Raw genomic sequence first — 23,931 nt, 5'->3', positions numbered from 1 at the left:
CAAAGTATCGACCTCGCCGACCTTGGTCACGGACCGGCCGGTGAACGGCACCGGGGTCGGTAGGTTCGGCTGTCATGGGGAGCCGCAGGCGAAGCGTGCGTGACTGGCTCGTGGACATCACGTTGTTCCTGTTCGCCGTGTTGTTCGGGCTGGTGCTGTCCACCGCGCGGATCACCGCGCACGAGCTGCCCGACCAGAAGTGGCTCTTCGACGTCGACCAGCTCGTCGGCGTGGTGGGCTGTGGCGCGCTGTGGCTGCGGCGACGCAGTCCTGCCGGGCTCTGCACCGTGCTGATGGTCGTGTCGTCGGTGTCGGAGCTGGTCGGCGGCGCGGCGATGGTCGCGCTGTTCACCGTCGCGGTGCACCGGCCGATGCGGGTCACGGCGGTGCAGTTCGCGCTGGGGATCGTGTCGTCGGTCGTGTTCACGGTCCTGCGACCGGAGGGCGACCTCCCGCTGTACGTCGTCGTGTTGTTCGGGCTGGCGGTGCAGAGCGCGGTGACCGGGTGGGCGCTCGTGGTGCGGCACCGCCGCGAGCTGGTGGCGTCGCTGCGGGACCGGGCGTTGCGGGCCGAGCAGGAGGCGGAGCTGCGGGCCGAGCACGCACAGCTGCGGGCCAGGGAGTCGATCGCCAGGGAGATGCACGACGTGCTCGGCCACCGGTTGTCGCTGCTCAGCGTGCATGCGGGGGCGCTGGAGTACCGGCCGGACGCGCCGAGGGAGGACATCGCGCGGGCCGCGTCGGTGATCAGGGAGAGCGCGCACCAGGCGTTGCAGGACCTGCGCGAGGTGATCGGCGTGCTGCGCGCCCCCGTGCAGGAACTGCCGCAGCCGACGATGGCCGACCTGCCGACGATGATCGCCGAGTCGGCACGGGCCGGGATGCCGGTGGTGCTGCGCTCCGGCGTCGAGGGGACCACACCGGACACCGTGGGCCGCACGGTGTACCGGATCGTGCAGGAGAGCCTGACGAACGTCCGCAAACACGCGGCGGGCGCGAGCGTCGAGGTCGACGTGACGGGGGCGGCGACCGACGGCGTGACGGTCGAGGTGACCAACTCGAGCGGGGCGGCGCCGAGCGGGGCGCCGGGTTCCGGGCAGGGTCTGGTCGGCCTGGCCGAGCGGGTGGCGCTCGCGGGCGGCAGGCTGACGCACGGCCCCACCCCCTCGGGCGGCTGGCGGGTGTCGGCCTGGTTACCGTGGCCGGCATGACCGCCGCCGAGACCCGGGTCGACGTGCTGATAGTCGACGACGATCCCCTCGTGAGGGCCGGACTCGCGATGATGCTGGGCGGCGCGCCGGACATCCGGGTGGTGGCGGAGGCAGGCGACGGCGACGAGGTCCTGGCGTTGGTGGACCGGCACCGGCCGCAGGTCGTGCTGATGGACATCCGCATGCCGAGGGTCGACGGCCTGACTGCCACTGAGGCTGTCCGAGCCCGCACGTCGCCACCGGAGGTGCTGGTGCTGACGACGTTCGACGCGGACCAGCACGTGCTGCGGGCGTTACGCGCGGGGGCGGCCGGGTTCCTGTTGAAGGACACCCCGCCCGAGGAGATCGTGGCGGCGGTGCGGCAGGTCGTGGCCGGTACGCCGGTTCTTTCACCCGCGGTCACCCGGCGCCTGATCGCACGGGTGGCGGAGACGGGGACCGAGATTCGCCGTTCACGGGCGCAGGCCCGCCTGGCCACGCTCAACGAACGCGAGCGGACGGTCGCCGTCGAGGTGGGCCAGGGCAAGTCGAACGCGGAGATCGCGAAAACCCTGCACCTGAGCGTCCCGACCGTGAAGACCCACGTGTCGAGCATCCTCACCAAGCTCGCGCTCAACAACCGCGTACAGGTCGCCCTCCTGGCCCACGACGCGGGCGAGCTGGACTGACGTCCCGTGTGCCTGGGACACACGGGACAGTCGCTGTCAGACTTGCCGCCGGGCCGCCGTGGTCAGCCGAACCAGACGGCTTCCGGGCAGCCGGTGATCGGGCGCTCGTGATACCCGGACACCGGGGTGACGACCACGTAGCTGATCCGGCCGTTCCAGTTGCCGGAGGAGCCGCCGGCGGCGATGTGGGCGAGGCTGTCCCATGCGCGGCCCGGAGTGTTCCCCCCTGGCTGGAAGGGGTCGCCTCCCCAGAAGGCGACGCAGGCTCCTTGACGGACGCCTTCCCACACGGTCAGCCACGTGTTGGGTGCGACGTGCAGGGAGGACGGTACGTCGTTCCAGTCGTTCCAGCAGAAGATGGCGCAGTCCCTGGTGACGTTCCGCAGGTCGTAGGCGCCGGGGCCGAGTTCGACCCCGTCGTCGTCGAAGCCGGGGGACTCCCAGAACCGGGCGGTGTTCCACCACCACGATCCCGGGATCTCGTTGGCCTCGGCAGGAGTGGCCATGGGCCCGAGCACCGCGGTCGCGGTCAGGACCAGGGAAGCCAACCGCGCCGTGAGGCGACGGCGTGTGCGACTGGACATCGATGATTCCTTTCAATTGATGTGGATACCAGCTGAGTCACAGCCTGACGCCCTGACCGGGCAAGACGAATACGAAGAACTTCGTATTGGCCGGAGGAAAGTAACCAACCAGGATGTCACCATCGCACTGCTCGAAATACGGAAATCGATCAGGCACACTGCGTATATGACAGCTTTGTCCGGGGGCGATGCCAGGCTCGTTCACGACCTGGCGAGGGCTTTGCTCACCGAACGCGAGCCGGTGCGCGTGTGGCCGCTGCTCATGGAACGACTGACCATCGACCTGCCGGCCGATCTGGCCGTCCTCGTCGACCTGGACTGGCAGTCCGGCACCGGTCATGCCCTTACCGGCAAACCCGACTGGCTGGAGGAGGCACCGCTGGACGACCTCATCGCCGCCCACATGCGGGTGCATCCCCTTCTACGTCACTACGCGCACACGAGGGACCTGACTCCTCTGACCCTCGACGAGTTCACCGATGACCGCTGGGGGAAGAGCGAGGCCTATCACGCGGGAAAGGCGGCCATTGGCATCGACCGTCAACTGGCACTGCCGTTGACCTCACGCCCCGGGCAGATCCGGGGTGTCATCATGAGCCGAGGCGATCACGGCTTCACAGACCGCGACCTCGAATACGCAGACCTCGCCCGCTCACTGCTCGACACGGTATCCGCACACGAAAAAGTGGTGCGTGACATTCCGAGGCTCGGCGATCCCGCGGAACACGGGATAACCATGCGAGAAATGGCCGTCCTCACGCTTCTGGACAAAGGGCTGACCGCCCACGCCATCGGTACCAGGCTCCAGATCGCGGAGAGGACCGTCGTCAAGCACAAGGAGAACATCTACCGGAAGCTGCGCGTACACGATCGTGTTGCCGTGCTCAACAAGGCCCGCGCTCTCGGCGTCCTTCCCCCGGAACCACCCCGGCCTGAAGACCACCTCTAGGCCGCAACCGACACATGTCACCCGATCGGGCCGAAACGGGCGGCAGACGCCCGGCGATGTATTCGGCGAACCGGCGTGCTCCCGACAGAGGTGACAACTGTGCGGTACGAAGACGAGGAGGGTGTCGACCCGGCCACCGGCGACGCGTACACACAGGAGCCACCCGAGGTCGTCGAATCCCTGTGGCAGCCGGGTTCGACGTACCCGGCCGGGCCCGGAACCCAGGGACCGGCCACGCCCGGGCAGGGTGGCGCCTTCGGTGTTCCCGGGCAGGGCGGGATGTTCGGTGGACAGCCCGGGATGTTCGGCCAGCCGTTCGGCCCGGTCGTCGCCAGTCAGGGCGTGCCGATGCACCCGGGGTGGCCGCAGGCCGGTGGCTCGGGCGGCGGCGGGCGGCCCGTCGTCTGGTTCGGCGACAACGGATCCACCCGGGGCGAGAGTCCGGTGGTTCGCGTGGTCCGGGCGGTCGAACCGGTCTCCGTCTACACGGCCGCGGACGACGGGGAGGCGTTGCGCGACGCGGTCGTGGCTGTGCTCGAGGTGTGCGGTTTCGACGTCGAGGAGGCGGAGGAGCCACAGCGCGGGTCGTGGTTCCAGCGGTTGTTCGCGTCACGGGGTGAGTCGGCGGCGGTGGACAAACTCGTCGACGTGTTGCACAAGGTCGAGCGCGCGGCCGAGCTGAAGCACATCGCGGCGCCGCGGTCGGAGAGCGACGAGCGGGAGGCCAACGCCGTAGCACGTCTCGCCGAGGCGCTCGGCGACCACGACGAGGTGGTCGTTCACCTCAGCTCCGTGCTGTTCGTGAAGTCCGGCGGACGCGTGGTGGCGCGAGTACTCACCGAGGACGAGATCCGGCTGCTGGCGACGCGTCCCGAGCTACTGCGCGGCCCCGCCGAGATCCTCGACGCGCTGGCGCACCGGGACACCAGGACGGTGGCGAACGGCGCGGCGGTCCCGGCCGCGGAGGCGGTCGCGGACGCCGAGGTAGTCACGGCCGACGGCGGGTCGCCTGCCGAGATGCGCGCCCTGCCCTGACATCCGCCAGGTCGTGGGTGAGGCCCGTTCTGTCAGGCGCGCCAACTCGGCGTCGACATCCACGCCGAGAAGGCGCGGCTTCCGCTCCGCCTGGTCGCGAACCTCCTTGGCGAACAGGCTTTCGTACCGAGGAAGCAGCACCCACGTCTCCGCGCTCGCAGCGAGGCGGTTCAGTTCCTGGAGGCGCCACAACCCGTAGGAAGGCGTTGGCTCCGACACCAGGCGCCGAACCGCTTCCCCTCGCCGTCATGTACCGGCACGTTGCGCTGTCGGTCACGAATCGTGGGCGATCACCCTGCGGAGGGCCTCGGCTTCGCTCGTGTTGATGTCGGTCAGCAAACTGACCGCTGCCTGCCAGTGGGTGTGGGCGGCAGGAATATCGACGAGCCGGCGCATGGCGTGGCCGAGAGTGCGGAGCGTACGGGCTTCCCCAAGCCGGTAGCCGGTCTTGCTGTGGACCGTGAGGGCTTCGTGCGCCAGCCGGGCGGCATCACGGGCCGAGCGGGACGCCAGGGCGTTGTCGGCGAGTGCCGTCAGGGCCTGCCCTTCCTGCAGGCGGTGGCCGGACCTGCGGGACAGGGCCAGCGCCGCGTCCGCGTGGGTGCCGGCCGTCCGGTGGTGACCGAGGCTGGTGTTGGCGCACGCCAACCCGATCAGTGCGTCCAGCTCCCCCGCCAGGTGGCCGATGTCCGTGGCCAGACCGTGGGCATCGCCGTACCGCTGCAGGGACTGCCGGTGGTCACCCTGTGCCAGGTGGATGGCACCCAGGTTCACCAGTGCCGCCGTCTCGGTCCGACGAGCACCCACCTGCCTGGCCAACGACAGCGCCTGCGTCGCGAACAGCATCGCGTCGTCCTGGCGGCCGCTGTCGGTGTGGGCGCCCGCCAGGCTGTCCAGGATCCCCGCCTGACTGCCGGCCTCGTCGATGGCACGGCTGATGGCCAACGCCTCCGTCAGGAACCCGACGGCCTCCGTCACCAGTCCCAGGTACCGGTGGACGTTGCCGAGGCACTGCAGGACCATCGCGGTGTTGGACGGGGACACCGGTTCGTGGCCGATCTCGTGTGCGCGGCCGAACAGGTCGGCGGCCTCGGTCAGGTCGCCGAGCAGGGCATGGGTGACGCCCAGGTTCATCAGGTCCAGCACCTGTTTGTGCCGCGCGCCGAGCCGGGTGTTGATGTCCAGCGCCTGACGGAAGCACGTCGCGGCGTCGCGGAGCCTGCCGGTCTCGCGGTGGATCGTGCCGAGGCGGCCCAACGCGGTCGACTCGCCGTCTGTCCAGCCTGCCTTCAGTGCGAGCGTCCGTGCCGACGCGCTGTGCTCGATGGCAGGCGTGTACCGGCCGCGCCCCGCGTGTGCCTCGGCGAGGCTGAGGTGGGCCGAGGCGGCCAGCAGCGGGTCGTTTGCCTCGGACGCCGCCCTCAGCGCGGTCGTCGCGACGGTGAACTGCTCCGAACCGTGCCCCCGACCCGGGAAGTAGCCCCGGATCGCGTCGGCCAGCAGGCAGGCCTCCCTCGCGTGCGCGGTGGCCACGGCGTGCTGGATCGCGGCCGTGAGGTTGGGCAGTTCGGCCTCCAGCCACCGCAGTGCCGACGCGGAGTCGGCGAACTCGACCGCTGCCGCGCGCGCCCGCGGCGGGACGCGGATCCGGTGCGGGTACAGGACTTCGTGGGCCGCGTCGGCGACACCGAGGTAGTGCGCGAGCAGGTTTCCCATCGCGTGCTCGCGGTCCTGCGGGCATTCCTCGGTCGTCGCGCGTTCCGTGGCGTAGAGCCGGATCAGGTCGTGGAACAGGTACCGGCCGTGCGGACCGGGGCGCAGCAGGTGCGCGGTCTCCAGGCGGTGCAGGTCCTGTTCCGCCTCGGCCACCGAGGAACCCGCCACCGCTGCTGCCGCCGCCACCGTGAAGTCCCCACCGGGCACCAGGCCCAGCGCGCGGAACAGCCGCCGCTCACGGAAGGTCAGCGTCGCGTACGACAGGTCGAACGCGCTGCGGACGGCGGCCTTCGGGTCCTCCGGGATCGCCAGCTTCGTGATCCGGTTGCCGTCCGCCAGGTCCCGTGCGTACGCCTCGACCGTCCGCTCCGGGTGGCTCACGAGGTGCGCGCCCGCGATGCGCAACGCCAGCGGCAGATGACCGCACAGCGTGGCCAGCTCCGCCGCGGCGGCGGGTTCACGGCCGAGCCGCCCGGCACCGATCATGCCTGCCAGCAGGGCGAGGGACTCCGTGGGCGGCAGGGTGTTCAGCCGCACCGGCAGGGCACCGTCCAGCGCGATCAGCCCGCCCAGGTCCTCCCGGCTCGTCACCAGGACCGAGCAGCCGGCGGCGCCGGGCAGCAACGGGCGGACCTGCTCGGCGGAACCGGCGTTGTCCAGCACGACCAGCACCCGCCGGGACGCCAGCAGCGACCGGTACATCGGCACGGCGTCGTCCAGCTCCGGAGGCACCTCTCCCGGCGGGACACCGAGCACCCGGAGCAGCCGTGCGAGCGCGTCCACCGCCCGCACCGGCTCTCCCGGGTCGTAGCCGCGCAGGTTCATGAACAGCTGCCCGTCCGGGAACCGGTCCGCGACCCGGTGCGCCCAGTGCACCGCGAGCGCGGTCTTCCCCACGCCCGCGGCACCCGCGACGGCGGAGATCGCCATCGTGCCCTCCGGCGACGACAGGTTCGCGTCCAGCGCGGCGAGCGCCTCGTGCCTGCCGGTGAACCCCGGGATACCGGGTGGCAGCTGACGGGGCGTGGCCTGCGCCACGGCGCGGCGGCGGTCGTGCTGGTTGCCCGCGACCCGGTACCACGCCTCGCTCCACTGCGCCTGTTCGGCGGGTGACGCCCCGAGCGCGATCACGATCCGGTCCAGGGCCTCGGCCGGGCAGAACGTCGTCGCGGCGACGTAGGTGTGCACGGTCGAGCGGGGCAGGCTCACCCTGGCGGCCAGGTCGGTGAGGCTCACCCGCGCCTTGCGCGTGCCGCCCGCGGCCCTGCGGCGCAGCAGGTCGAGCTCGTGGGCGAGTTCACGCAGGTCAGTCACACGTCGCGGGTCCGGACCCACACCCGTGTCCGACATCAGCCACCCCCACTGGGCGAATGTCCAGGAACGTTCAGGAAATTCCAGTATCCCGGTTGAACGATCTTCATGGCGGTTACATGGCTGGCGTTCATGTCACCGTCGGAAGGAGTGGAGATGATCGCGGCTCTGGAGCGGTTGGGGGACCGGGTGCTGTCGGCACTGGTCCCACGAGTCGAGGCCGACGCGGCGGGCGCGGCCGCGTGCACCTACCCCAGCTGTGGCGGCTGCGTCACCTGCGAGGTGCGGTACAAGCGGTGCTGCAACGGCGTCTGCGGCCCGTGCGGCAACCCGGACCCGTGCTGCTAGGTGCTCGGTGAGCCGGCACCGGGACGCGTGTGTCCCGGTGCCGGCCCGGCTACCGGAGGAAACATGACCTACGTGGCTTTCGGCTGCGAGTGCCTGCTGATCGTGGTGTTCGCGTTCTCGGCGGAGACCAAGCTCACCGGCAGGGGGGCGTTCGCCGAGTTCCGGCTGGCGACGGCCCGGCTGGTGCCCGCCTTCCGCGGCCTGGCCGGACCGCTGTCCGTCGCCGTGGTGGGTGTCGAGGTCACCACCGCCGTCCTGCTCGCGGTCCCCGCGACCGCGCGAGTCGGACTGGTGCTCGCACTCGCCCTGCTGGGTGCCTTCACGGTGGCGGTCGCGGCGGCGCTGCGGCGGGGCGAGACCGCGTCGTGCAACTGTTTCGGCCGCTCGACCACGCCCATGGGAGCACGACACCTCGTGCGCAACGCCCTGTTGCTGGCCGTCGCGGGGATCGGCCTCCTCGGCGGGCGCGGCGGCGCGGAGGTGCCCGGCCTGGCGCTGGCCGGTGCGTCGGCCGTGGTGCTCGCCGTGCTCGTGCTCAACCTCGACGCGCTCACCGACCTGTTCGCCACCACCCCCGTCCCGGAAAGGACCACGTCATGACCCTGTTGGCCGTCGCGGTCGCCGTCGTCGGCGTCCTGTGCCTCATCGACCTCGTGCTGACCCTGGGAGTCGTGCGCAGGCTGCGTGACCACTCCTCCCGCCTGACCGCGATCAACGCGGCCGCGCTGGACATCCCGTCGGACGCCCTCCGCGCGCCGGGGACCCCCGTCGACCCGTTCACCGCCACCGACATCGACGGCGTCGACCGGTCGCTCGGTGACCTCGCCGAGCCGAGCCTCGTCGCCTTCTTCGCGCCGGACTGCCCGGCCTGCGAGGAGAAGCTCCCCGCGTTCCTCGCCTATGCCGGCGCGTTCCCCGGCGGCCGGGACCGGACGCTCGCCGTCGTGTCCGGCCAGGCCGGAGGCGTGAGGTACCGCACGGCGCTGGCCGAGGTCGGGGCCGTCGTGGTGGAGCCGCAGCGCGGTCCCGTGCAGGAGGCGTTCGGCGCCAAGGCGTTCCCCACGTTCCTGGTCATCGTGGACGGCGTCGTGACCACCTCGACGCACGACGTCGCGGACCTGCCGGAACACCAGCCGGCGTGAACACCGTCCTGGCCGCCGCGCGGCTCGCGTTCGTCGCCCGCCCCCTGGCCGCGGTGGGGTTCCTGGTGGCCGCCGTGCTCGGGGGCGCGGCACCGGTCGCGATCGCCTGGCTCACCAGGGCCGTGATCGACCGGATCGCGGGCGGCGCCACGACCGGCCTGCTGCTGCCCGCGCTGCTGCTGGTGGTCCTCGGGGTCCTCGTCGCAGGCCTGCCCCACCTGGAGCGGTACCTGCGTGCGGAAGTCAACCGCGCGGTCGACGTGCTCGCGCGGGACCGCCTGTTCGGCGCGCTGGACCGGCTGCGCGGGCTGGCGACGCTCGAGGACCCGGCGTTCCACGACCGGCTCCAGCTGGCCGCCGACTCCGGCCGGATCAGCCCGCCGACGGTGCTCGCCGGTGTCGTCGAGCTGGTCAGGGGCGGGCTGACGGTGGCGGGCTTCGCGGTGACGCTGCTGCTGGTCAGCCCGCTCGTCACCGTCGTCGTGCTGGCGGGCGGGATCCCGGTGGCGCTGGCCGAGTTCGGGCTGGCACGCAGGCGCGCGAGGATGCTGTGGGAGATCGAGCCGTGGCAGCGGCGGGAGATCTTCTACGGCAACCTCCTGTCCGGCACACGGGCGGCGCACGAGATCCGGTTGTTCGGTCTGGGGTCGTTCTTCCGCGCCAGGATGGTCACCGAGCTGGGCGCCATCAACGCGGCGGCACGCTCGGTGGACCGGCGCGAGCTGCGGGTGCAGGGCGCGCTCGGGCTGCTCGCCGCGGTGATCGCCGGGTGCGGCCTGGTGTGGGTCGTGCAGGCGGCGGCGGGCGGCACGGTCAGCATCGGCGACGTGGCGTTGTTCGTCGCCGCGGTCGCGGGGGTGCAGGGCGCGCTGGCGAGCGGCGTCGACCAGGCCGCGCAGATCCACCAGGCGGTGCTGTTGTTCGACCACTACCAGGCCGTCGTCACCGTCCCCGCCGACCTGCCGACGCCGACGCACCCCGAGCCGGTGCCCCGGCTCCGGGAGGGCATCGAGTTCCGCGACGTCTGGTTCCGTTACAGCGACGAGCACCCCTGGGTGCTGCGCGGTGTGAACCTGACTGTCCCGGCTGGACGGTCGGTCGCCCTGGTGGGGCACAACGGCGTCGGCAAGTCCACGCTCGTGAAGCTGCTCTGCAGGCTGTACGACCCGGACCGGGGCGCGATCCTCTGGGACGGGGTCGATGTGCGGGAGATGGACCCGCTCGCCCTGCGCGACCGGATCGGCGCGGTGTTCCAGGACTACGTGAACTACGACCTGTCCGCGGCGGAGAACATCGCGCTCGGCGACCTGACCGCGCTGGGCGACGAGACGCGCCTGCGGGAGGCCGCCGAGCGGGCGGGTGCGCACGAGACGCTCACGGCACTCCCCCGCGGTTACGACACGATGCTCAGCCGCACCTTCACCGACAGCGCCGACCCCGGCACGGGTGTGGCGCTGTCCGGCGGGCAGTGGCAGCGGGTAGCGCTCGCGCGGGCGTTCCTGCGGGTCGGCCGCGATCTGCTGATCCTCGACGAACCGAGCTCCGGCCTGGACGCGGAGGCCGAGCACGACATCCACACCCGGCTACACGAGCACCGGGCCGAACGCACCAGTGTGCTGATCTCGCACCGCCTGGGTGCGGTCCGGGACGCCGACGTGATCGCCGTACTCGACCGGGGGCGGGTGACCGAACTGGGCGACCACGCGGAACTGCTGGCGCACGACGGTGTGTACGCCCGGCTGTACCGGTTGCAGAGCAAGGGATACCTGCAGGAGGTGCCGGGATGATCGTCCTGCTGGCCGTGTCGGTGGCGGTCGTGGCCGCCCTGCTCTGGCTACGGCTGCGGCTGGTGGTCGTGACCGTCAGAGGCGACAGCATGGCCCCCACCCTCCGGTCCGGCGACCAGGTCCTGGTGCGGCGCAAGCCGTTGCGTGCTGTGCCGGCGGGCGCGCTGGTGGTCTTCGCCCGGCCCAGGACGACGGAACCGGGCTGGATGATCAAACGGGTGATCGCCGTTCCCGGTGACGTGATCCCGCGTGCAAGGGTCGCCACGCTGTGGAGCTACCCGGGTAACCGGGTGCCCGCGCACCAGATGGTCGTACTGGGCGACAACCCGGACGAGAGCTACGACTCCCGACACTTCGGCTACGTCGAGGAGCAGGCGCTGCTCGGCGTCGTGCACCGGGTCTCACGCCGAGCCGAGCATCAGCGACAGGGTGGTTCGTAGGGCAGGTCGGGGAAGCGTCGCTGCCACTCGGCGGTGCTCAGCGGAGCGCGGACCCGGTCACAGACACGGGCCGCGGCGGTGGCGGGATCGAGCGGCCACAGTCGCACGGTGGCGTCGGCGCTGCTGGTCGCCAGGGTGGCGCCGTCCGCGCTGAACGTGGCCGACCTGACGTCGTCGGTGTGGTTGGTCAGGATCGCGGTCAGTGCGGGCGCGGCGGGATCGGTGATGTCCCAGACCCGGACGGTGTCGTCCTTGCTGGGAGTCGCCAGCATACGTCCGTCCGGGCTGATCCCGAGTCGGTCGACCGCTCCCGTGTGGCCGGTCAGTGTGGCCGCGGGTCGCGGGTGGGCGGGGTCCGACGTGTGCCACAGGCGCACGGTGCGGTCGGCGCTGCCGGTCGCCATGAGCGTGCCGCCCGCACTGAACACGACGGAGTCGACAGCGTTGGTGTGTCCGGTGAGGACGGCCGTGCGGACGGTGTGGTGCGGGTCGGTGATGTCCCACACCCGCACCACACCGTCGAGTCCGGTGGCGACCAGGTGCGTGCCCTGGGGCGCGAACGCCAGCGCGCTGACCGCCGGGTGGTCCCGTACCGAGCCAGCAGGTCGGGGATGCGCCGGGTCGCTGATGTCCCACAGCCGCAACGCGTTCGGCTCATCGACCCCGCCCGTCGCCAGCAACGTCCCGTCCGGGCTGACGGCGACGGCGTACACGTTGTCGGTGTGCCCGGTGACCACGGACAACGGCCTGGGGTGGTACGGGTCCTCGACCCGCCACAGGCGTGCCGTGAAGTCGAGGCTCGCGGTGGCCAGCGCCCGGCTGTCCGGCGTGAACGCCGCATCGACCACGCCGTTGGTGTGTCCGGTGAGGGTTCCGGCCGGCTTCGGCGCGCCTGGACCGGTGATGTCCCACAGCCGGGTGAGGCCGAAGGTCGTCGCGGCCAGCGTTCGGCCGTCGGGGCTGAACGTGACGGACTGCCCCTCACTGCCCAACCCGGTCAGCACCTCGCCGTCCAGGTCCCACAGCCGGACGGTGTCGTCCTTCCCCGCGCTGGCCAGGGTCCGTCCGTCGGGTGAGAACGCCACGGTGTACACGACGTCGGAGTGACCGGACAGCGTGACGGGTGCGCCGCGGAGGGTCGGGTCGGTGAGGTCCCACAGCCGTACGGTGCTGTCGTAGCCCGCCGACGCGAGCGTGTGGCCGTCAGGGCCGAACGCCAGCCCGATCGGGCCGTTGGTGTGTCCGAACAGCTCGGCGAGCCGGACGGGCCGGGCCGGGTCGCCAACATCCCACAGGCGCACGGCGTTCACCTGGTCGAACGCTCCGGTGGCCAGGAGTCGCCCGTCCCTGCTGAACGCGGTGGACAGGAACTGGCTGCCCTCGTCGGTGATGGTGGCCAGCGGCTTCGGCGCGGTCGGGTCGCCGACGTCCCACAGCCGGACCGTGCCGTCACCACTGCCGCTGGCCACGGTCCGGCCGTCCGGACTGACCGACACCGTCCCGACCCCCGCGGTGTGCCCGGTGAGCCGGGTGAGCAGGCCGGCGTGCTCGGGGTCCCCGGTGTTCCAGAGGCCGACGGTGCCGTCGAAGCTGCCGCTGACCAGCAGGTGATCGTCGGGGCTGAACGCGAGACTCCGGATCGGCCCCTCGTGCCCGCGCAACACCGCCGTCTCACGCGGCCTGGCGGGGTCGGTCATGTCCCACAGCGTGATCACGTCGTGTTCTGCGGTCGCGAACACCGGGCCGCCCGCGCGGGACGCCACCGCGGTCACCTCGCCCTCTGGCCGGTCGACGGTCGCGGCGAGCCGGGGCCGGTGGCGTTCGGCGGTGTCCCACACCTTCACGACACCGTCGACGCTGCCGGTCACCATCGTGGTGCCGTCGCCGCTGAACGCCACCGCCATCACGTCGTCGCGGTGGCCGGTCAACCGGTCGGCGTAGGGGCCGTTGGTGCTGCTGAGGAGACTGCCGACCGACTCGGGACCGGGTGTCAGCCGATAGGCCGCCAGCGCGAGCTGGGCGGCCAGTCCGGGATCGGTGGCACGCAGGGCGTTCGCCTCGCCGACGACCCTGCCCGCGATGGCGGCGTTGCGCTCGGCGCGGGCCTCCTCCTGGCCCCGCACGGCCACGACCGTCGCGGTGGCGGCGAGGACCAGCAGCACCACCAGGCCCACGACGAGCTGGCGGAGTCGCCGGGTTCGCTGCCGGGCCCTTCTTCGCTCCTCCTGCTCGAGCCCCACGGACTCCGCCACGTACCGTGCCACCAGCTCGCCCGGTGCCACGCCTGGTCCGGCGCCGTGCCACCAGTGCTGGACCGCCGCGAGCCGCGTACCGCGCAGCAACCCGCCGGGGTCCCGGCCGTCGGCGTCCCACCGGGTCGCCTCGTCGCTGAGCCTGCGGCCCATGATCAGCGCGGCCCGGTCGTCCTCCAGCCACGAACCCAGCCGGGGCCAGGCGGTCAGCAGCGCCTCGTGGCTGATCTCCACGGCGTCCGCGTCGACCGTGAGCAGCCGTTCACCGACGAACTGGTCGAGCACCTCGGCCACGTCGCCGTCGCCGCACTCGGTCACCAGGCGCGACATCGGCACCCTGCGGCGGGTGTCGACCGTGTCGTCGCCGAACTGGACGAGGCACAGGAACATCCTGCGGGCGAGCACCCTGCGCGGTTCGGGCAGCTTGTCGTAGACGGAGTCGGCGCTGGCCCTGACCGCGCCGCCGATGCCACCGGTGGCGGTGTAGTCCTCGGCGGTCAGACGGCCGCCCGCCGCGTGCGCCCACGTGGCGTACAGCGCGTGGGACAGCAGCGGCAGCACGCCGGCGTCCGGGGCACCGTCGCCACCGGCGGGCGCAAGCTCACGCAGCACCAGCTCCACGAGGCCGTCCTCGACCTCCAGCGATGCCCTGTGCGCCGGCTCGACGATGGCCCGGCGCAGCTCGGGCACGGTCATGGGGCCGACCGCGAGCTGGTTGTCCTGGACGGCCGCGAGCAGCGGCGGGTAGCGCAGCACGCGGGGGTAGAAGTCCGCCCGCAGGCCGATCACGACCAGCGCGCCGCCTCGCGGTGAGCCCGCCGCGCCGAGGGCGGCGACGAACGCCTGCCGGTCCGGCTCGTCACCACAGGCGGTGAACAGCTCCTCGAACTGGTCGACCACCAGCACCAACGGGGCGCCGGTGACCTCGGCGGTCTCGCGGGCGTGGTCCGCGGCGCACAGGGCCGGATCGGCACGCAGGGCCTCGGGATCCGCCGACAACGCACCGGCGACCGCGGCCACCGGGTCGGCGCCGGGCGTCAGCAGCTCGACCCGCCTGCCCGCCGGGGCGGGCAGGTCCCCGATCGCGGCGATCATGCCCGCGCGCAGCAGCGACGACTTGCCCGATCCCGACGCGCCCACGACCGTGAGCAGCCCGCCACCCGCCTCGTGCAACGCGGCGAGGCCCGCCATCAGCCGCGCGGTCGCCTCCTCGCGGCCGAAGAACCACGGCGCGTCCGCCGGCTGGAACGCGGCCAGTCCCCGGTAGGGCTCCACGCCCGCGGGTCGCCTGCCAGGGGCCCGCCGCACCCGCTGCCACGCGTCGATCCAGCGCTCCACCGCCGCCGCGTCCCGCACGCCGCACACGGCCAGCACCGACTCCAGCAGTGGGCGGGACGCCAGTGACGGCAGGCCACGTGCCGCGAACCAGTCGCCGATCGTGCTGTGCGCGCCCTGGACACCGACCTCGGCCGCGACCTGGCGGACGGTGAGACCGGCGCGCTCGCGGAGCACCGTCAGTTCCTGGGCGAATTCACGGCGGGTGCGCACCGCGTGCGGCCGGGGGTAATCCGGCTCCGGGGTTTCTTGCTGACGCATCCACGACCCCCTGATCGGTTGCGGGCGGACAAAGTCTAAACGGACTCCGGCGCGGCGTACGGCCTTGTACGGACTATTCTCGTCGCCTTCCGGATGCCCTTGCCAACAAGCGAAAGTCTGACTGGGAGACCGCAGGCCGCATTTTCGCGGAACAGTCGGTCCCCGTGCGAGAAAGCAACCAGGAATTGGGGTGGATTGTGAGTCCATTTCGTCGACGAACAGCCGTGCTGTGCGGAACGATGGGTTTGCTCGGCGCGTTGTTCGCGCCGTTCGACGCCGCGGCGGTGGCCAGACCGGATACCGGTCACGGACACGCGGAGGACGTCCCGGCCGCGGTGCTCGCGGCGCTGGCGCGCGACCTCGACATGACCGAGGACCAGGCGAGACAGCGGCTCGCCGTGCAGGAACGGGCGGTCGCGCTCAACACCGCACTGCGCGGCCGGATGGGGAAGGACCACGCCGGGTCGTGGCTCGACGCCGACACCGGACGGCTGACGGTCGCCGCGACGCGGGCGGACCAGGCGCCCAGGGTCGTCGCCGCCGGCGCGGACGTCCGCGTCGTCCGGCACGGCGCGGCGGCACTCGCCGCGATCAGCGACGACCTCGGCGGCCACCGCGGTGGGCGCGGCGCCAAGGCCGTCACCGCACCCGAGGGCGTCGTCGGCTGGTACACCGACCCGGCGGGTGACCGCGTCGTGGTCACCATCCGCCGCGACGCCGCTCGGGCGACACTCGACCGCCTCGCCGCGTACGGCGATGCTGTCGTGGTGGCGCGTGCCACCGCCCAGCCCACGGCGACCTGGCAGTACCTCCACGGCGGCGACGCGATCAACGGGGGAAACTGCTCGAACGGCTTCAACGTCGTCAACCCCACCACCAGTGTCCGTTACCTGATCACTGCGGGCCACTGCGTGACCGCGGGCGGCACCGTCACCGGACAGGACGGCTCGGTGATCGGCCCGGTCGTGGAACGGTGGTTCCCGGGCTTCGACGATGCACTGGTCCGCGTCACCAACACCGCCCAGTGGGTACAGGGGCCGTGGGTGGACACGAACCCGTCGAACGGCGCCGCGGTCACGATCGACGGCTACAGCGACGGCCCGGTCGGCGCCGCGGTGTGCAAGTCGGGTGTGAAGACCCGCCTGACGTGCGGCCACATCACCGGCAAGGACCAGTCCGTGCTGTACGACAACGTCAACTGGATGTACGGGCTGACCAGGTTCGACGCCTGCGTGGAAAAGGGCGACTCCGGCGGGTCCGTCTACCAGACCGGTCCCCAGAACCGGGCCGAGGGCGTGGTCAGCGGCGCCACGCTGGACGCGGGGCGGTGCCTGGAGAAGGTCGGCCTGCCCAACGTGTCGTTCTACTACCCGATCGCCGACAGCCTCGCCTACTACGGACCACGTTACGGAGTGGTGGTGTCGTAGCGCACGGGTGAAGCGGGGCGCCCGCGCGCCCCGCTTCGCGAACAGTCGTCCATTTTCCCAACCAGCTCGGGATATCTGATCGCAGTGAGAGAACGCACACGGAGACTTCTTCTCGCCGTCGGGGTGGCTGGGCTCGTGCCTGTCGCGCTCGGTGTCGCAAACGGCGTAGTGACCGGGTCCGCACGGCTGTTGCCGCTCGACCACCCCGCCTGGCTGGTGCTGCTGTTACTCGGCGTCATCTACGGGCTGTACACGTCACGGGGCAGTAGCACCGGTCGGGTCGAGGAAGCCTTGCGGGATCTGGCGGAGGAACAGCGGAAGCGGGCGGGCGGCCGACTGCACCTGTCCCACGCGGTCCGCGGCAACCCGATGGTGGTCGAGGCGAGAACGAACGGCGGCAGGGCGCGGCCTGTACGCGAGATCGTCGAGGAGTTCCAGGAGAAGCTTGCCTGCGGGCAGGTGCCGAGAGCCGTTGTTCTGGGTCTGTCGGGCGCAGGCAAGTCCACAATGGCGGCCCTGATCGTCCATCTGGTTCTCACGTCACCGAGAAAGGACACGGACAGGGTGCCGGTCCTGTTCCGGCTGGCGTCGTGGAGCCCTGACGACGAGGAGTTCACCGACTGGCTCTCCGGACAGCTGGCGCAGGACCACCCACGGCTGCTGCGGAGGTACCCGCGCTCGGTGCTCGGGGAGCTGGTGACCGACCGCCGGGTGTTCGTGCTCCTCGACGGCCTGGACGAACTCAAGGAAGAGCAGCGCCCGAAGGCCTTGGCGAAGATCGACAAGTGGCTCGACGACTACTCCGACGAGACACCGTTCGTGCTCACCTGCCGCACCGAGGACCGTTTCCCGGACCTCGGCGAATCGGGCCGGGTACTCGGCACCGTCCCGAGGATCAACCTCGAGCCGGTGCGTCCGGGCAAGGGGATGGACTACCTGGGTGACCGGCAGGTGTGGGAGCCGCTGCTGCGCCGCCGCGCGGCGGAGGACAGGAAAGGCCCGCTCGCCGCACTTCTCGAGCAGCCGTTGATGCTGTTCCTGACACGCGAGGTGGGTCTGGCGCCGGGCGGCAGTGCGGGCAGTCCGGTCGTCGAGCAGCTCGGCGACCGCGACGCGCACCCGACCACGGAGAAGCTGGAAGAGCTGCTGCTCAAGGCGTTCATCCCGACCATGTACGAGAACGACCAGAAACATCACAGCGGAAGGCGCCCCTGGCCGGCCCCGGCTGCCGGGCGGTGGCTGGCCTTCCTCGCCCGCAGGTTGACCGAGCACGGCAGAAACGACTTCGGCTGGCACGGGCTTGCCGAGCTCGCACCGGGACGGGGCCGGGTGCCGCCGGTGGTGCTCGGCGCGGCGGCGGGAGTGGTTGCCGCGGTGGCATCGCGTCTCGTCGGGCTCCCGGCGGGCTGGTGGTGGGGACTCGCGGCGGGTGCCGGGTTCGCCACGTTGCTGTGGCTGCTCGAACGCAGGGCGCTGTGCGTCCCCGCCTCGCCAGGCGACTCGCGGCAGTTTCACCGCGCGGTGGCCGACGGACTCGGGATCGGCATGTCCGGCGGACTCGTGGTCGGCCTGCCGGGCGCGTTCTTCGCACGATTCCTCTCCGCGGGACCGGCCACGCTGTTGCTCGGTGCGTTGCTCGGCATCGTCGCGGGCGCCGCCCCCAGGCGCTCGGACGCCCGGTCCGCGGGCACGGGTCTCCTCACGGGGATCGTCGCCGGTCCGGTCGCCTGGCTGGTCGCGGCACTGACATGTGGCTTCCCACAGGGCGCGCAGGTGGGCTACGCCGACGAACTGCCGGGCGGTGCCGCGATCGGCGCCCTGCAGGCGTGGCGGTCCGCGCTCGGCTTCGGCCTCGCCGACCAGCTGTGGACGGCCGTCGCGTTCAGCCTGGTGGTCGGGGTACTCGCCGGGGTGGTCGTCGAGCTGGGCCGAGGATGGCCTGGCGGCTGGGTGATCGCGCGGCGGCAGAGCCCCGAACGGGTGCCAAGCGGGCACGTCATGGTGCCGCTCGCGGCGGCCGGGGTGGGTGCCTTGGCCGGTGTCGCCGCGGGCGCGGTCCTGCTGGGCGGGCACGGGGCGGCCGGTGGCGCGGCGGTGGGGGCCGGCTTCGCCGCCGCTTACGCGGTCGTCGCACTGCGCGGACGGCGCGACGAGTCCACCGAGCGCGCCGAGGTGTTCACCTCGCTGCTCGTCAGCCTGCACGTGCGAGTGCGGCTGGGCCTCGCGGGCGGCATCGCGGGCGGTCTCGCCGGTGGGCTCGTCTTCCCGGAGCAGTACCGATACCTGGGTGGGAGCAGAATCAGCGCCGTCTTCGCGGGTGGCGCGGACGGCCTGCAGGCGGGTTTCGTGTTCGGGTTGCTCGCCGGTGTCGCGTTCGGCCTGCGGACCGGCCTGTTCGAACGGATCCGGCAGCTCGGCGCCGACGGCGATGCCGACGAGCGGGTGCGGCACCAGCGCGTCATCCCCTTCGCGGTGTGGGCGACGATCGGCGCGTGCACGGGCGCTCTGATGGGGGTCGCCCTGGACACGGCGCTGGGCGCGCACATCCGCCGCGACGCCGACGTCGTGGTCGGCACCTACGCGGCCGCGGGCCTCGTGCTGGGCCTCGCGGTTGCGGTCGCGATCCGGGTGGAGCGGAACTACGACAGGTTCGGCCACCACTCCACGCTCCGCACCGCATGCCACTCCGCCCTCGCGGCGGCGGGCCTCGTGGCAGCCGCGGCCGGTGTGGGTACCTGGCTCGTCACCAACCCGACGTTCGGGGTGACCGCGTTCGTGATGGCAGGCACGCTGGTGCTCGGCTCGTCACCGTGGGGCCGCTTCGTCGTGACCAGGACGCGGCTCGCGGCGACCCGCCGACTGCCGTGGCGGCTGGACCGCTTTCTCAGGGACGCACTGGACCTGGGAGTCCTGCACCAGGCCGGTTCCGGCCACCAGTTCCGGCACGCACGGCTCCGCGACGCGGTGGCAGCGCCACCGTCACGTGGCGGTGGTCCGCGCCGCGTGTCGACACCGCTCGCCGTGGCCGCCGCCGCGGTGGTCACGCTGTCGGTGATGGTCCTGGGTGCGACACGGCCGCCGCCGGACACGACCGCGTACAGCGAGTTCAGGACGACCGTCTCGACGATCACGGCCGTCGGCCGGGGCGGCGGCCTGTCGAGCTGGGATGGGTCCCCGGTTCCGCTGGACTTCGCCCGCGGCTACGCGGTCGAGACGAGGTTCGTGTTGTACGGACGCGGGCAGGCCGGTGTGTACCTGCCCGGCATCGCCTACGCCACCGCGTCGTGCGCGGGCCAGTACTCGTTCACCGAGCCCAGTGCGCCGTACCCGGTGATCCGCACCGGCTACCTCGAACAGCTCGACGGCGGCTACGGGTGCACCATCGACCTGATCGCGCACGTGCGGGACCGAACCGCCCGCATCTTCGCCAACGGGGTCCACATCCACGACCTGACCTTCAACCGGACGCCCAACCAGAGACTGCCCGCCCCGAGCCTCGTCAGCATCGACAGTCCACGCACACTCTCGCTGGACGCGACGCTCTGGAGCCTGGACGATCCGCCGACCGCGTAGCCGTGTCAGGGGTGGTGTCAGTCCGGTGTCAGTCCGGTGTCAGTCCGGTGGCGGTCCGCTGTCAGAACAACAGGCCATCGTTGCTCCTGTCACCAAGTCCCCACCAGACACAGGGGGACACCCGAACGGTCCGGAGACCACGATGTACATCTTCGACACCCCCGCCCCGATCACCACCACCCTCGACATCCCCGCAGGCAGCGTCCAGTTCACCGCCACCGACCGCGCCGAGACCACCGTGCGGGTCCAGCCCGCCAACCCCGCCAAGAACAGTGACCTCAAAGCAGCCGCCCGAACCACCGTCGACTACACCGACGGCGTTCTCCGCATCCACACCCCCGCTACCGGCAACCAGCTCCTCGTCCCCACCGGCGCCCTCACCATCACCCTGCCCACCGGCGTCGATGCGCAACTGTGCGGGCCAGAACATCGCCGACGACCGCGAGTTCGGTCCGAAGACCGAACAGGCACTGAAAAGCGTGCAGGCCTCGCTCGGTGTCGCGGTCGACGGGCGGTACGGTCCGCAGACCCGCAGGGGCGGGTTCCTCTTCGCGGCATATCCCACGTTCGAAACCTGGAACCCGATACCCGGTGGCTGCTACCGGCTGCTTGCCTGACTTACTCGACCACGCTCGTCGAAGCCACAGCCCACCGACGCCCGCGTCCCTGACGGATGGTCGGCTTCGGTGGGCTGGGCAGCCGAGTCGGACACCTGCACCGCGTCCTCCCCGGCTTCCGAGGCGAGTCAGAGCAGTTCGTAGATGGTGGCGTTGGCCTGGCCGCCGCCTTCGCACATGGTCTGCAGGCCGTAGCGGAGCTGGTTGTCCCGCATGTGGTGGAGGAGCGTGGTGGCCAGGCGGGCACCCGAGGCGCCAAGCGGGTGGCCCAGCGCGATGGCTCCGCCGTTGGGGTTGAGGGCCTTGGGGTCGGCGCCGATGTCGTTGAGCCACGCAAGGGGCACGGGTGCGAACGCCTCGTTGACCTCGAACGCGCCGATCTCGTCCAGGCGCAGACCGCTGCGGTCCAGCACCTTGCGGGTGGCCGGGATGGGGGCGGTCAGGACGAGCATCGGGTCGTCTCCCGCCAGGACCGCGGTGTGCACCCGGGCGATCGGCGTGAGGCCCAGCTCCGCCGCCTTCTCGGACGTGGTCATCAGCAACGCGGCCGCGCCATCCGAGATCTGCGACGAGTTGCCCGCGGTGATCACGCCGTCCTCCTGGAACGCCGTGCGTAACGACGCCATCGCGGTCACCGAGCCACCTCGGCGCACGCCCTCGTCGGCCGACACGGTGGTTCCGTCGGGATCGGTGACCGGCACGAGCTGGGCGTCGAAGCGGCCGTCGTCCTGGGCCGCGGCCGCCTTCTCGTGGCTGGCCAGCGAGTACTCGTCGAGCTGGGTGCGGGACAGGCCCCACCGCGCCGCGATCATCTCGGCGCCGATGCCCTGGTTGGGCACGACCCCGTCGTACCGGGCGAGGAACCGTTCGCCGTAGGGGTCGGCGCCCTGTGCCGGGCTGAACATCGGCACCCGCGACATGGACTCCACACCGCCCGCCACCACCACGTCGTACTGGCCGCTCACCAGGCCGGCCGCCGCGAAGTGCACCGACTGCTGCGACGAACCGCACTGTCGGTCGATGGTCACGCCGGTGACCGTCTCCGGCCAGCCCGCCGCGAGCACGGCCGTGCGGGCGATGTCGCCCGTCTGCTCGGCTGCCTGCGACACGCAGCCCCACACCACGTCGTCCACCTGGCCCGGGTCGATCCCGGTCCGCTCGACCAACGCCGTCAGCACGTCGGCCGACAGGTGCACCGGGTGGATCCCGGACAGGCCGCCCTTGCGCTTGCCGACCGGGGTCCGGACGGCCTCGACGATCACCGCGTCACGCATGAGTTCTCCTCAACTGGTTTACAGACAACGACGCCTTCGCCGGTCAGCACGGCGGTTCCGGCCGACTCGAGCCGGACCTCGCAGGTGACCAGGCGCGCGCCGTCCTGGTCGTCGACGGCCGTGATCCGGCCGGTGGCGCGAAGCGGGGCCCCGGCCACGACGGCGCCGCCGAAGCGGGCCGAGAGCCTGCGCACCCGGCCGCCGGGGAACGCGGCCAACAGCAGGTTGGCGAGCATGGCCAGGTTGGCCGGGCCCTGGTTCAGCAGGCCGGTGTACCCGGCGGAGCGGGCCGCCGCCGGGTCGTAGTGCAGCGGGTTGGGGTCGTCGAGCAGCAACGCGAGCACCTTGATGCGGCCGGGGTCGGCCCCCTCGGCCAGTGTCCACTCGGGAAGGTCCGTCATGCCTGCCGCCGCAGCGCGTAGGTGTTGGTCACCGCGGCGACCAGCTCGCCGGTGTCCGCGACCGTGATCGAGAACCGGGCGGTGACCAGGTCGAAGGTGCCGAGCCTGCGACCGGTCTTGCGTTCGGCGGCCAGCACCTCACCGCTGACCGCGTACTCGACGCCGACCCGCAGCTCGCCCGGGAGGTCCAGCTCGCAGTCGGTGAGCAGCGGGCCCTCCGCCATCGCCGTGCCGAACAGGGCGAACAACCCGGCCACCGAGACCCCGAGCCCGCGCTGCGCCCCGACGAACGCCAGCACCGGGTGCGGGGTCCCGGACGGGGTCGCGTAGAGGGCGTCCGCGGCGAGCCAGTTCTCGTGCGGGCGCAGGCTCCAGCGGCCACCCGGGATGGTGGTGCCGGGTAACTCGGCCAGTGCGGCGGCGGACAGCATCAGTACGACCGGGGCATGCCCAGGGCCTCCGCGATCCCGTTGCGGGCCATCTCGTTGGTGACCGGGCCGATGCGGAACAGCCGCGCGTCACGCCAGTAGCGCTGCATGTCGGTCTCCGCGGAGTAACCCATGCCGCCGAGGATCTGCAGCCCGAGGTCGGCGGCCTTGCCGACCAGCTCGGACGCGACGACCTTGGCCATGTTCGCCTCCTGGCCGCACGGGCGGCCGAGCGACTGGAGCCAGGCCGCGCGGTAGACCATCAGCTCGGCCTGGTCGCGCCACATGGCGATGTCGGCGAGGTAGTGCTGCACGGCCTGGAACCGCCCGATCGGGCCGCCGAACGCGGTCCGCTCCCCCGCGTAGCGCACCGCGTCCTCCAGGACGCCGTCCATGATCCCGAGGCACAGCGCGGACAGCACGATGCGCTCGTTGTTCAGCGTCGGCAGCAGCTGGTGCCAGGCCCGGCCCGGCTCGCCGAGCACGTTCTCGTCCGGCACGAACACGTCGTCGAGGAACACGTCACACGAGCCGAGCGCACGCATGCCGAGCTTGGGGATCTCGCGGGTGGTCACCCCGGCCGCGTCCGTCGGCAGGATGAACAGCGACACGCCCTGGTGGCGCTTCTCGACGTAGTCCTGGGTGCGAGCGAGCAGCAGGATGTAGTCGGCGACGTGGGACATCGAGCTCCACGTCTTCTGCCCGTTGATCACCCAGCCGCCGTCGACCTTGCGGCCCCTGGTGCGCAGCGCGCCGAGCACGTCGGTGCCGCCGCCGGGCTCGGTGAACCCGATCGCCCACTTCTCCCTGCCCTCGGCGATGGCGGGCAGGTGTTGGCGCTTCTGCTCCGACGTGCCGTAGACGCCGACGGACTTGCTGCCCGCGAACGACGTGATGCCCCACACCCAGGTGAGGCCGCCGAGCGAGCGGGCGAGGCCACGCGCGAGCAGCACCTGGTCCAGCACGTCACCACCCTGGCCGCCGTACTCCTCCGCGATGCCGACGCCGTGGAAGCCCGCCTCGGAGATCTTCCGCCACAGCGCGTGCGGGAAGGCGGTCTCGTCGCGTTCCAGCTCGCGGGCCCACGACTTGGGTGCCTCGCGCTCCACCCAGTCGCGCACGGTCTTGCCGAACAGCTGCTGCTGCTGGCTCAGCTCGAAGTCCACGCCCAA

The 23,931-nt window shown here is 71.8% G+C and carries 19 protein-coding genes; 12 read left to right on the top strand and 7 right to left on the bottom strand.

The features are described 5' to 3' along the window. The first annotated feature begins 95 nt into the window (after positions 1 to 95). Positions 96 to 1,211 (top strand): sensor histidine kinase, encoded by a 1,116-nt coding sequence (locus CLV71_RS05595; protein ID WP_243866238.1) that lies wholly within the window; start codon positions 96 to 98, stop codon positions 1,209 to 1,211. After that, positions 1,208 to 1,879 carry a response regulator gene (locus tag CLV71_RS05590; RefSeq protein ID WP_133901515.1) on the top strand — a complete coding sequence of 224 codons (672 nt, stop codon included), beginning with the start codon at positions 1,208 to 1,210 and terminating at the stop codon, positions 1,877 to 1,879. Before CLV71_RS05595 ends, CLV71_RS05590 begins: the two co-directional genes overlap by 4 nt. Positions 1,880 to 1,941: 62 nt before the next feature. On the opposite strand, the gene CLV71_RS05585 is transcribed toward CLV71_RS05590, so the two are convergent. Then, positions 1,942 to 2,463: a hypothetical protein gene (locus tag CLV71_RS05585; RefSeq protein ID WP_166663950.1), complete on the bottom strand. Its 522-nt coding sequence runs from the start codon at positions 2,461 to 2,463 to the stop codon at positions 1,942 to 1,944. Here CLV71_RS05585 and CLV71_RS05580 point away from each other — a divergent pair. Next, a complete protein-coding gene (locus CLV71_RS05580) occupies positions 2,450 to 3,412 on the top strand; it encodes a helix-turn-helix transcriptional regulator (RefSeq protein WP_166663949.1) in 963 nt (320 codons plus the stop codon). The genes CLV71_RS05585 and CLV71_RS05580 overlap by 14 nt on opposite strands. Before the next feature lie 99 nt (positions 3,413 to 3,511). Further along, positions 3,512 to 4,447: a hypothetical protein gene (locus tag CLV71_RS05575; protein ID WP_133901512.1), complete on the top strand. Its 936-nt coding sequence runs from the start codon at positions 3,512 to 3,514 to the stop codon at positions 4,445 to 4,447. Positions 4,448 to 4,720: 273 nt separating this feature from the next. Here CLV71_RS05575 and CLV71_RS05570 read toward each other — a convergent pair whose 3' ends face one another. Next, positions 4,721 to 7,477 (bottom strand): ATP-binding protein, encoded by a 2,757-nt coding sequence (locus CLV71_RS05570; protein WP_166663948.1) that lies wholly within the window; start codon positions 7,475 to 7,477, stop codon positions 4,721 to 4,723. Between the two features lie 153 nt (positions 7,478 to 7,630). On the opposite strand from CLV71_RS05570, the gene CLV71_RS05565 reads away from it, so the two are divergent. The 5 genes from CLV71_RS05565 (at position 7,631) to lepB (ending at position 11,191) form a co-directional block, all read left to right on the top strand. Then, positions 7,631 to 7,822 carry a hypothetical protein gene (locus CLV71_RS05565; protein ID WP_133901510.1) on the top strand — a complete coding sequence of 64 codons (192 nt, stop codon included), beginning with the start codon at positions 7,631 to 7,633 and terminating at the stop codon, positions 7,820 to 7,822. A gap of 63 nt (positions 7,823 to 7,885) precedes the next feature. After that, positions 7,886 to 8,422, top strand: a complete 537-nt coding sequence (locus CLV71_RS05560) for a MauE/DoxX family redox-associated membrane protein (RefSeq protein WP_133901509.1) — start codon at positions 7,886 to 7,888, stop codon at positions 8,420 to 8,422. Further along, positions 8,419 to 8,964 (top strand): TlpA family protein disulfide reductase, encoded by a 546-nt coding sequence (locus CLV71_RS05555; protein ID WP_133901508.1) that lies wholly within the window; start codon positions 8,419 to 8,421, stop codon positions 8,962 to 8,964. The genes CLV71_RS05560 and CLV71_RS05555 overlap by 4 nt, the downstream gene beginning before the upstream one ends. Beyond that, the gene (locus CLV71_RS05550) at positions 8,961 to 10,751 is read left to right on the top strand and encodes an ABC transporter ATP-binding protein (protein WP_133901507.1); all 1,791 of its coding nucleotides are present in this window, start codon (positions 8,961 to 8,963) and stop codon (positions 10,749 to 10,751) included. Before CLV71_RS05555 ends, CLV71_RS05550 begins: the two co-directional genes overlap by 4 nt. Continuing rightward, positions 10,748 to 11,191 (top strand): signal peptidase I, encoded by a 444-nt coding sequence (gene lepB / locus CLV71_RS05545; RefSeq protein ID WP_133901506.1) that lies wholly within the window; start codon positions 10,748 to 10,750, stop codon positions 11,189 to 11,191. Before CLV71_RS05550 ends, lepB begins: the two co-directional genes overlap by 4 nt. On the opposite strand, the gene CLV71_RS05540 is transcribed toward lepB, so the two are convergent. Beyond that, a complete protein-coding gene (locus tag CLV71_RS05540; protein ID WP_166663947.1) occupies positions 11,170 to 15,039 on the bottom strand; it encodes an nSTAND1 domain-containing NTPase in 3,870 nt (1,289 codons plus the stop codon). The two genes, lepB and CLV71_RS05540, sit on opposite strands and share 22 nt — an antisense overlap. Positions 15,040 to 15,263: 224 nt before the next feature. On the opposite strand from CLV71_RS05540, the gene CLV71_RS05535 reads away from it, so the two are divergent. The 3 genes from CLV71_RS05535 (at position 15,264) to CLV71_RS05525 (ending at position 20,656) form a co-directional block, all read left to right on the top strand. Continuing rightward, complete coding sequence (locus CLV71_RS05535; RefSeq protein ID WP_133901504.1) at positions 15,264 to 16,466, top strand: S1 family peptidase; 1,203 nt, start codon at positions 15,264 to 15,266, stop codon at positions 16,464 to 16,466. Between the two features lie 168 nt (positions 16,467 to 16,634). Next, the gene (locus CLV71_RS05530; RefSeq protein WP_133901503.1) at positions 16,635 to 20,039 is read left to right on the top strand and encodes an NACHT domain-containing protein; all 3,405 of its coding nucleotides are present in this window, start codon (positions 16,635 to 16,637) and stop codon (positions 20,037 to 20,039) included. Between the two features lie 404 nt (positions 20,040 to 20,443). After that, positions 20,444 to 20,656, top strand: coding sequence for a peptidoglycan-binding domain-containing protein (locus tag CLV71_RS05525; protein ID WP_133901502.1), 213 nt, complete (start codon positions 20,444 to 20,446; stop codon positions 20,654 to 20,656). Between the two features lie 128 nt (positions 20,657 to 20,784). On the opposite strand, the gene CLV71_RS05520 is transcribed toward CLV71_RS05525, so the two are convergent. From CLV71_RS05520 to CLV71_RS05505, 4 genes are read right to left on the bottom strand one after another with little or no spacing between them, the layout of a single operon-like run. Next, a complete protein-coding gene (locus CLV71_RS05520) occupies positions 20,785 to 21,930 on the bottom strand; it encodes a thiolase family protein (protein WP_133901501.1) in 1,146 nt (381 codons plus the stop codon). After that, positions 21,915 to 22,331: a MaoC family dehydratase gene (locus CLV71_RS05515; RefSeq protein ID WP_133901500.1), complete on the bottom strand. Its 417-nt coding sequence runs from the start codon at positions 22,329 to 22,331 to the stop codon at positions 21,915 to 21,917. The genes CLV71_RS05520 and CLV71_RS05515 overlap by 16 nt, the downstream gene beginning before the upstream one ends. Then, on the bottom strand, positions 22,328 to 22,762 hold the full coding sequence (locus tag CLV71_RS05510; protein ID WP_133901499.1) for a hypothetical protein: 435 nt from the start codon (positions 22,760 to 22,762) through the stop codon (positions 22,328 to 22,330). Before CLV71_RS05510 ends, CLV71_RS05515 begins: the two co-directional genes overlap by 4 nt. Next, a complete protein-coding gene (locus CLV71_RS05505; RefSeq protein ID WP_133901498.1) occupies positions 22,762 to 23,925 on the bottom strand; it encodes an acyl-CoA dehydrogenase family protein in 1,164 nt (387 codons plus the stop codon). Before CLV71_RS05505 ends, CLV71_RS05510 begins: the two co-directional genes overlap by 1 nt. Positions 23,926 to 23,931 lie beyond the last annotated feature (6 nt).

This window comes from Actinophytocola oryzae (assembly GCF_004364325.1).
In the GTDB taxonomy this organism is placed as follows: domain Bacteria; phylum Actinomycetota; class Actinomycetes; order Mycobacteriales; family Pseudonocardiaceae; genus Actinophytocola; species Actinophytocola oryzae.
Note: the sequence above shows the minus strand (reverse complement) of the source record. Positions and strands in the feature narration are given on the sequence as shown.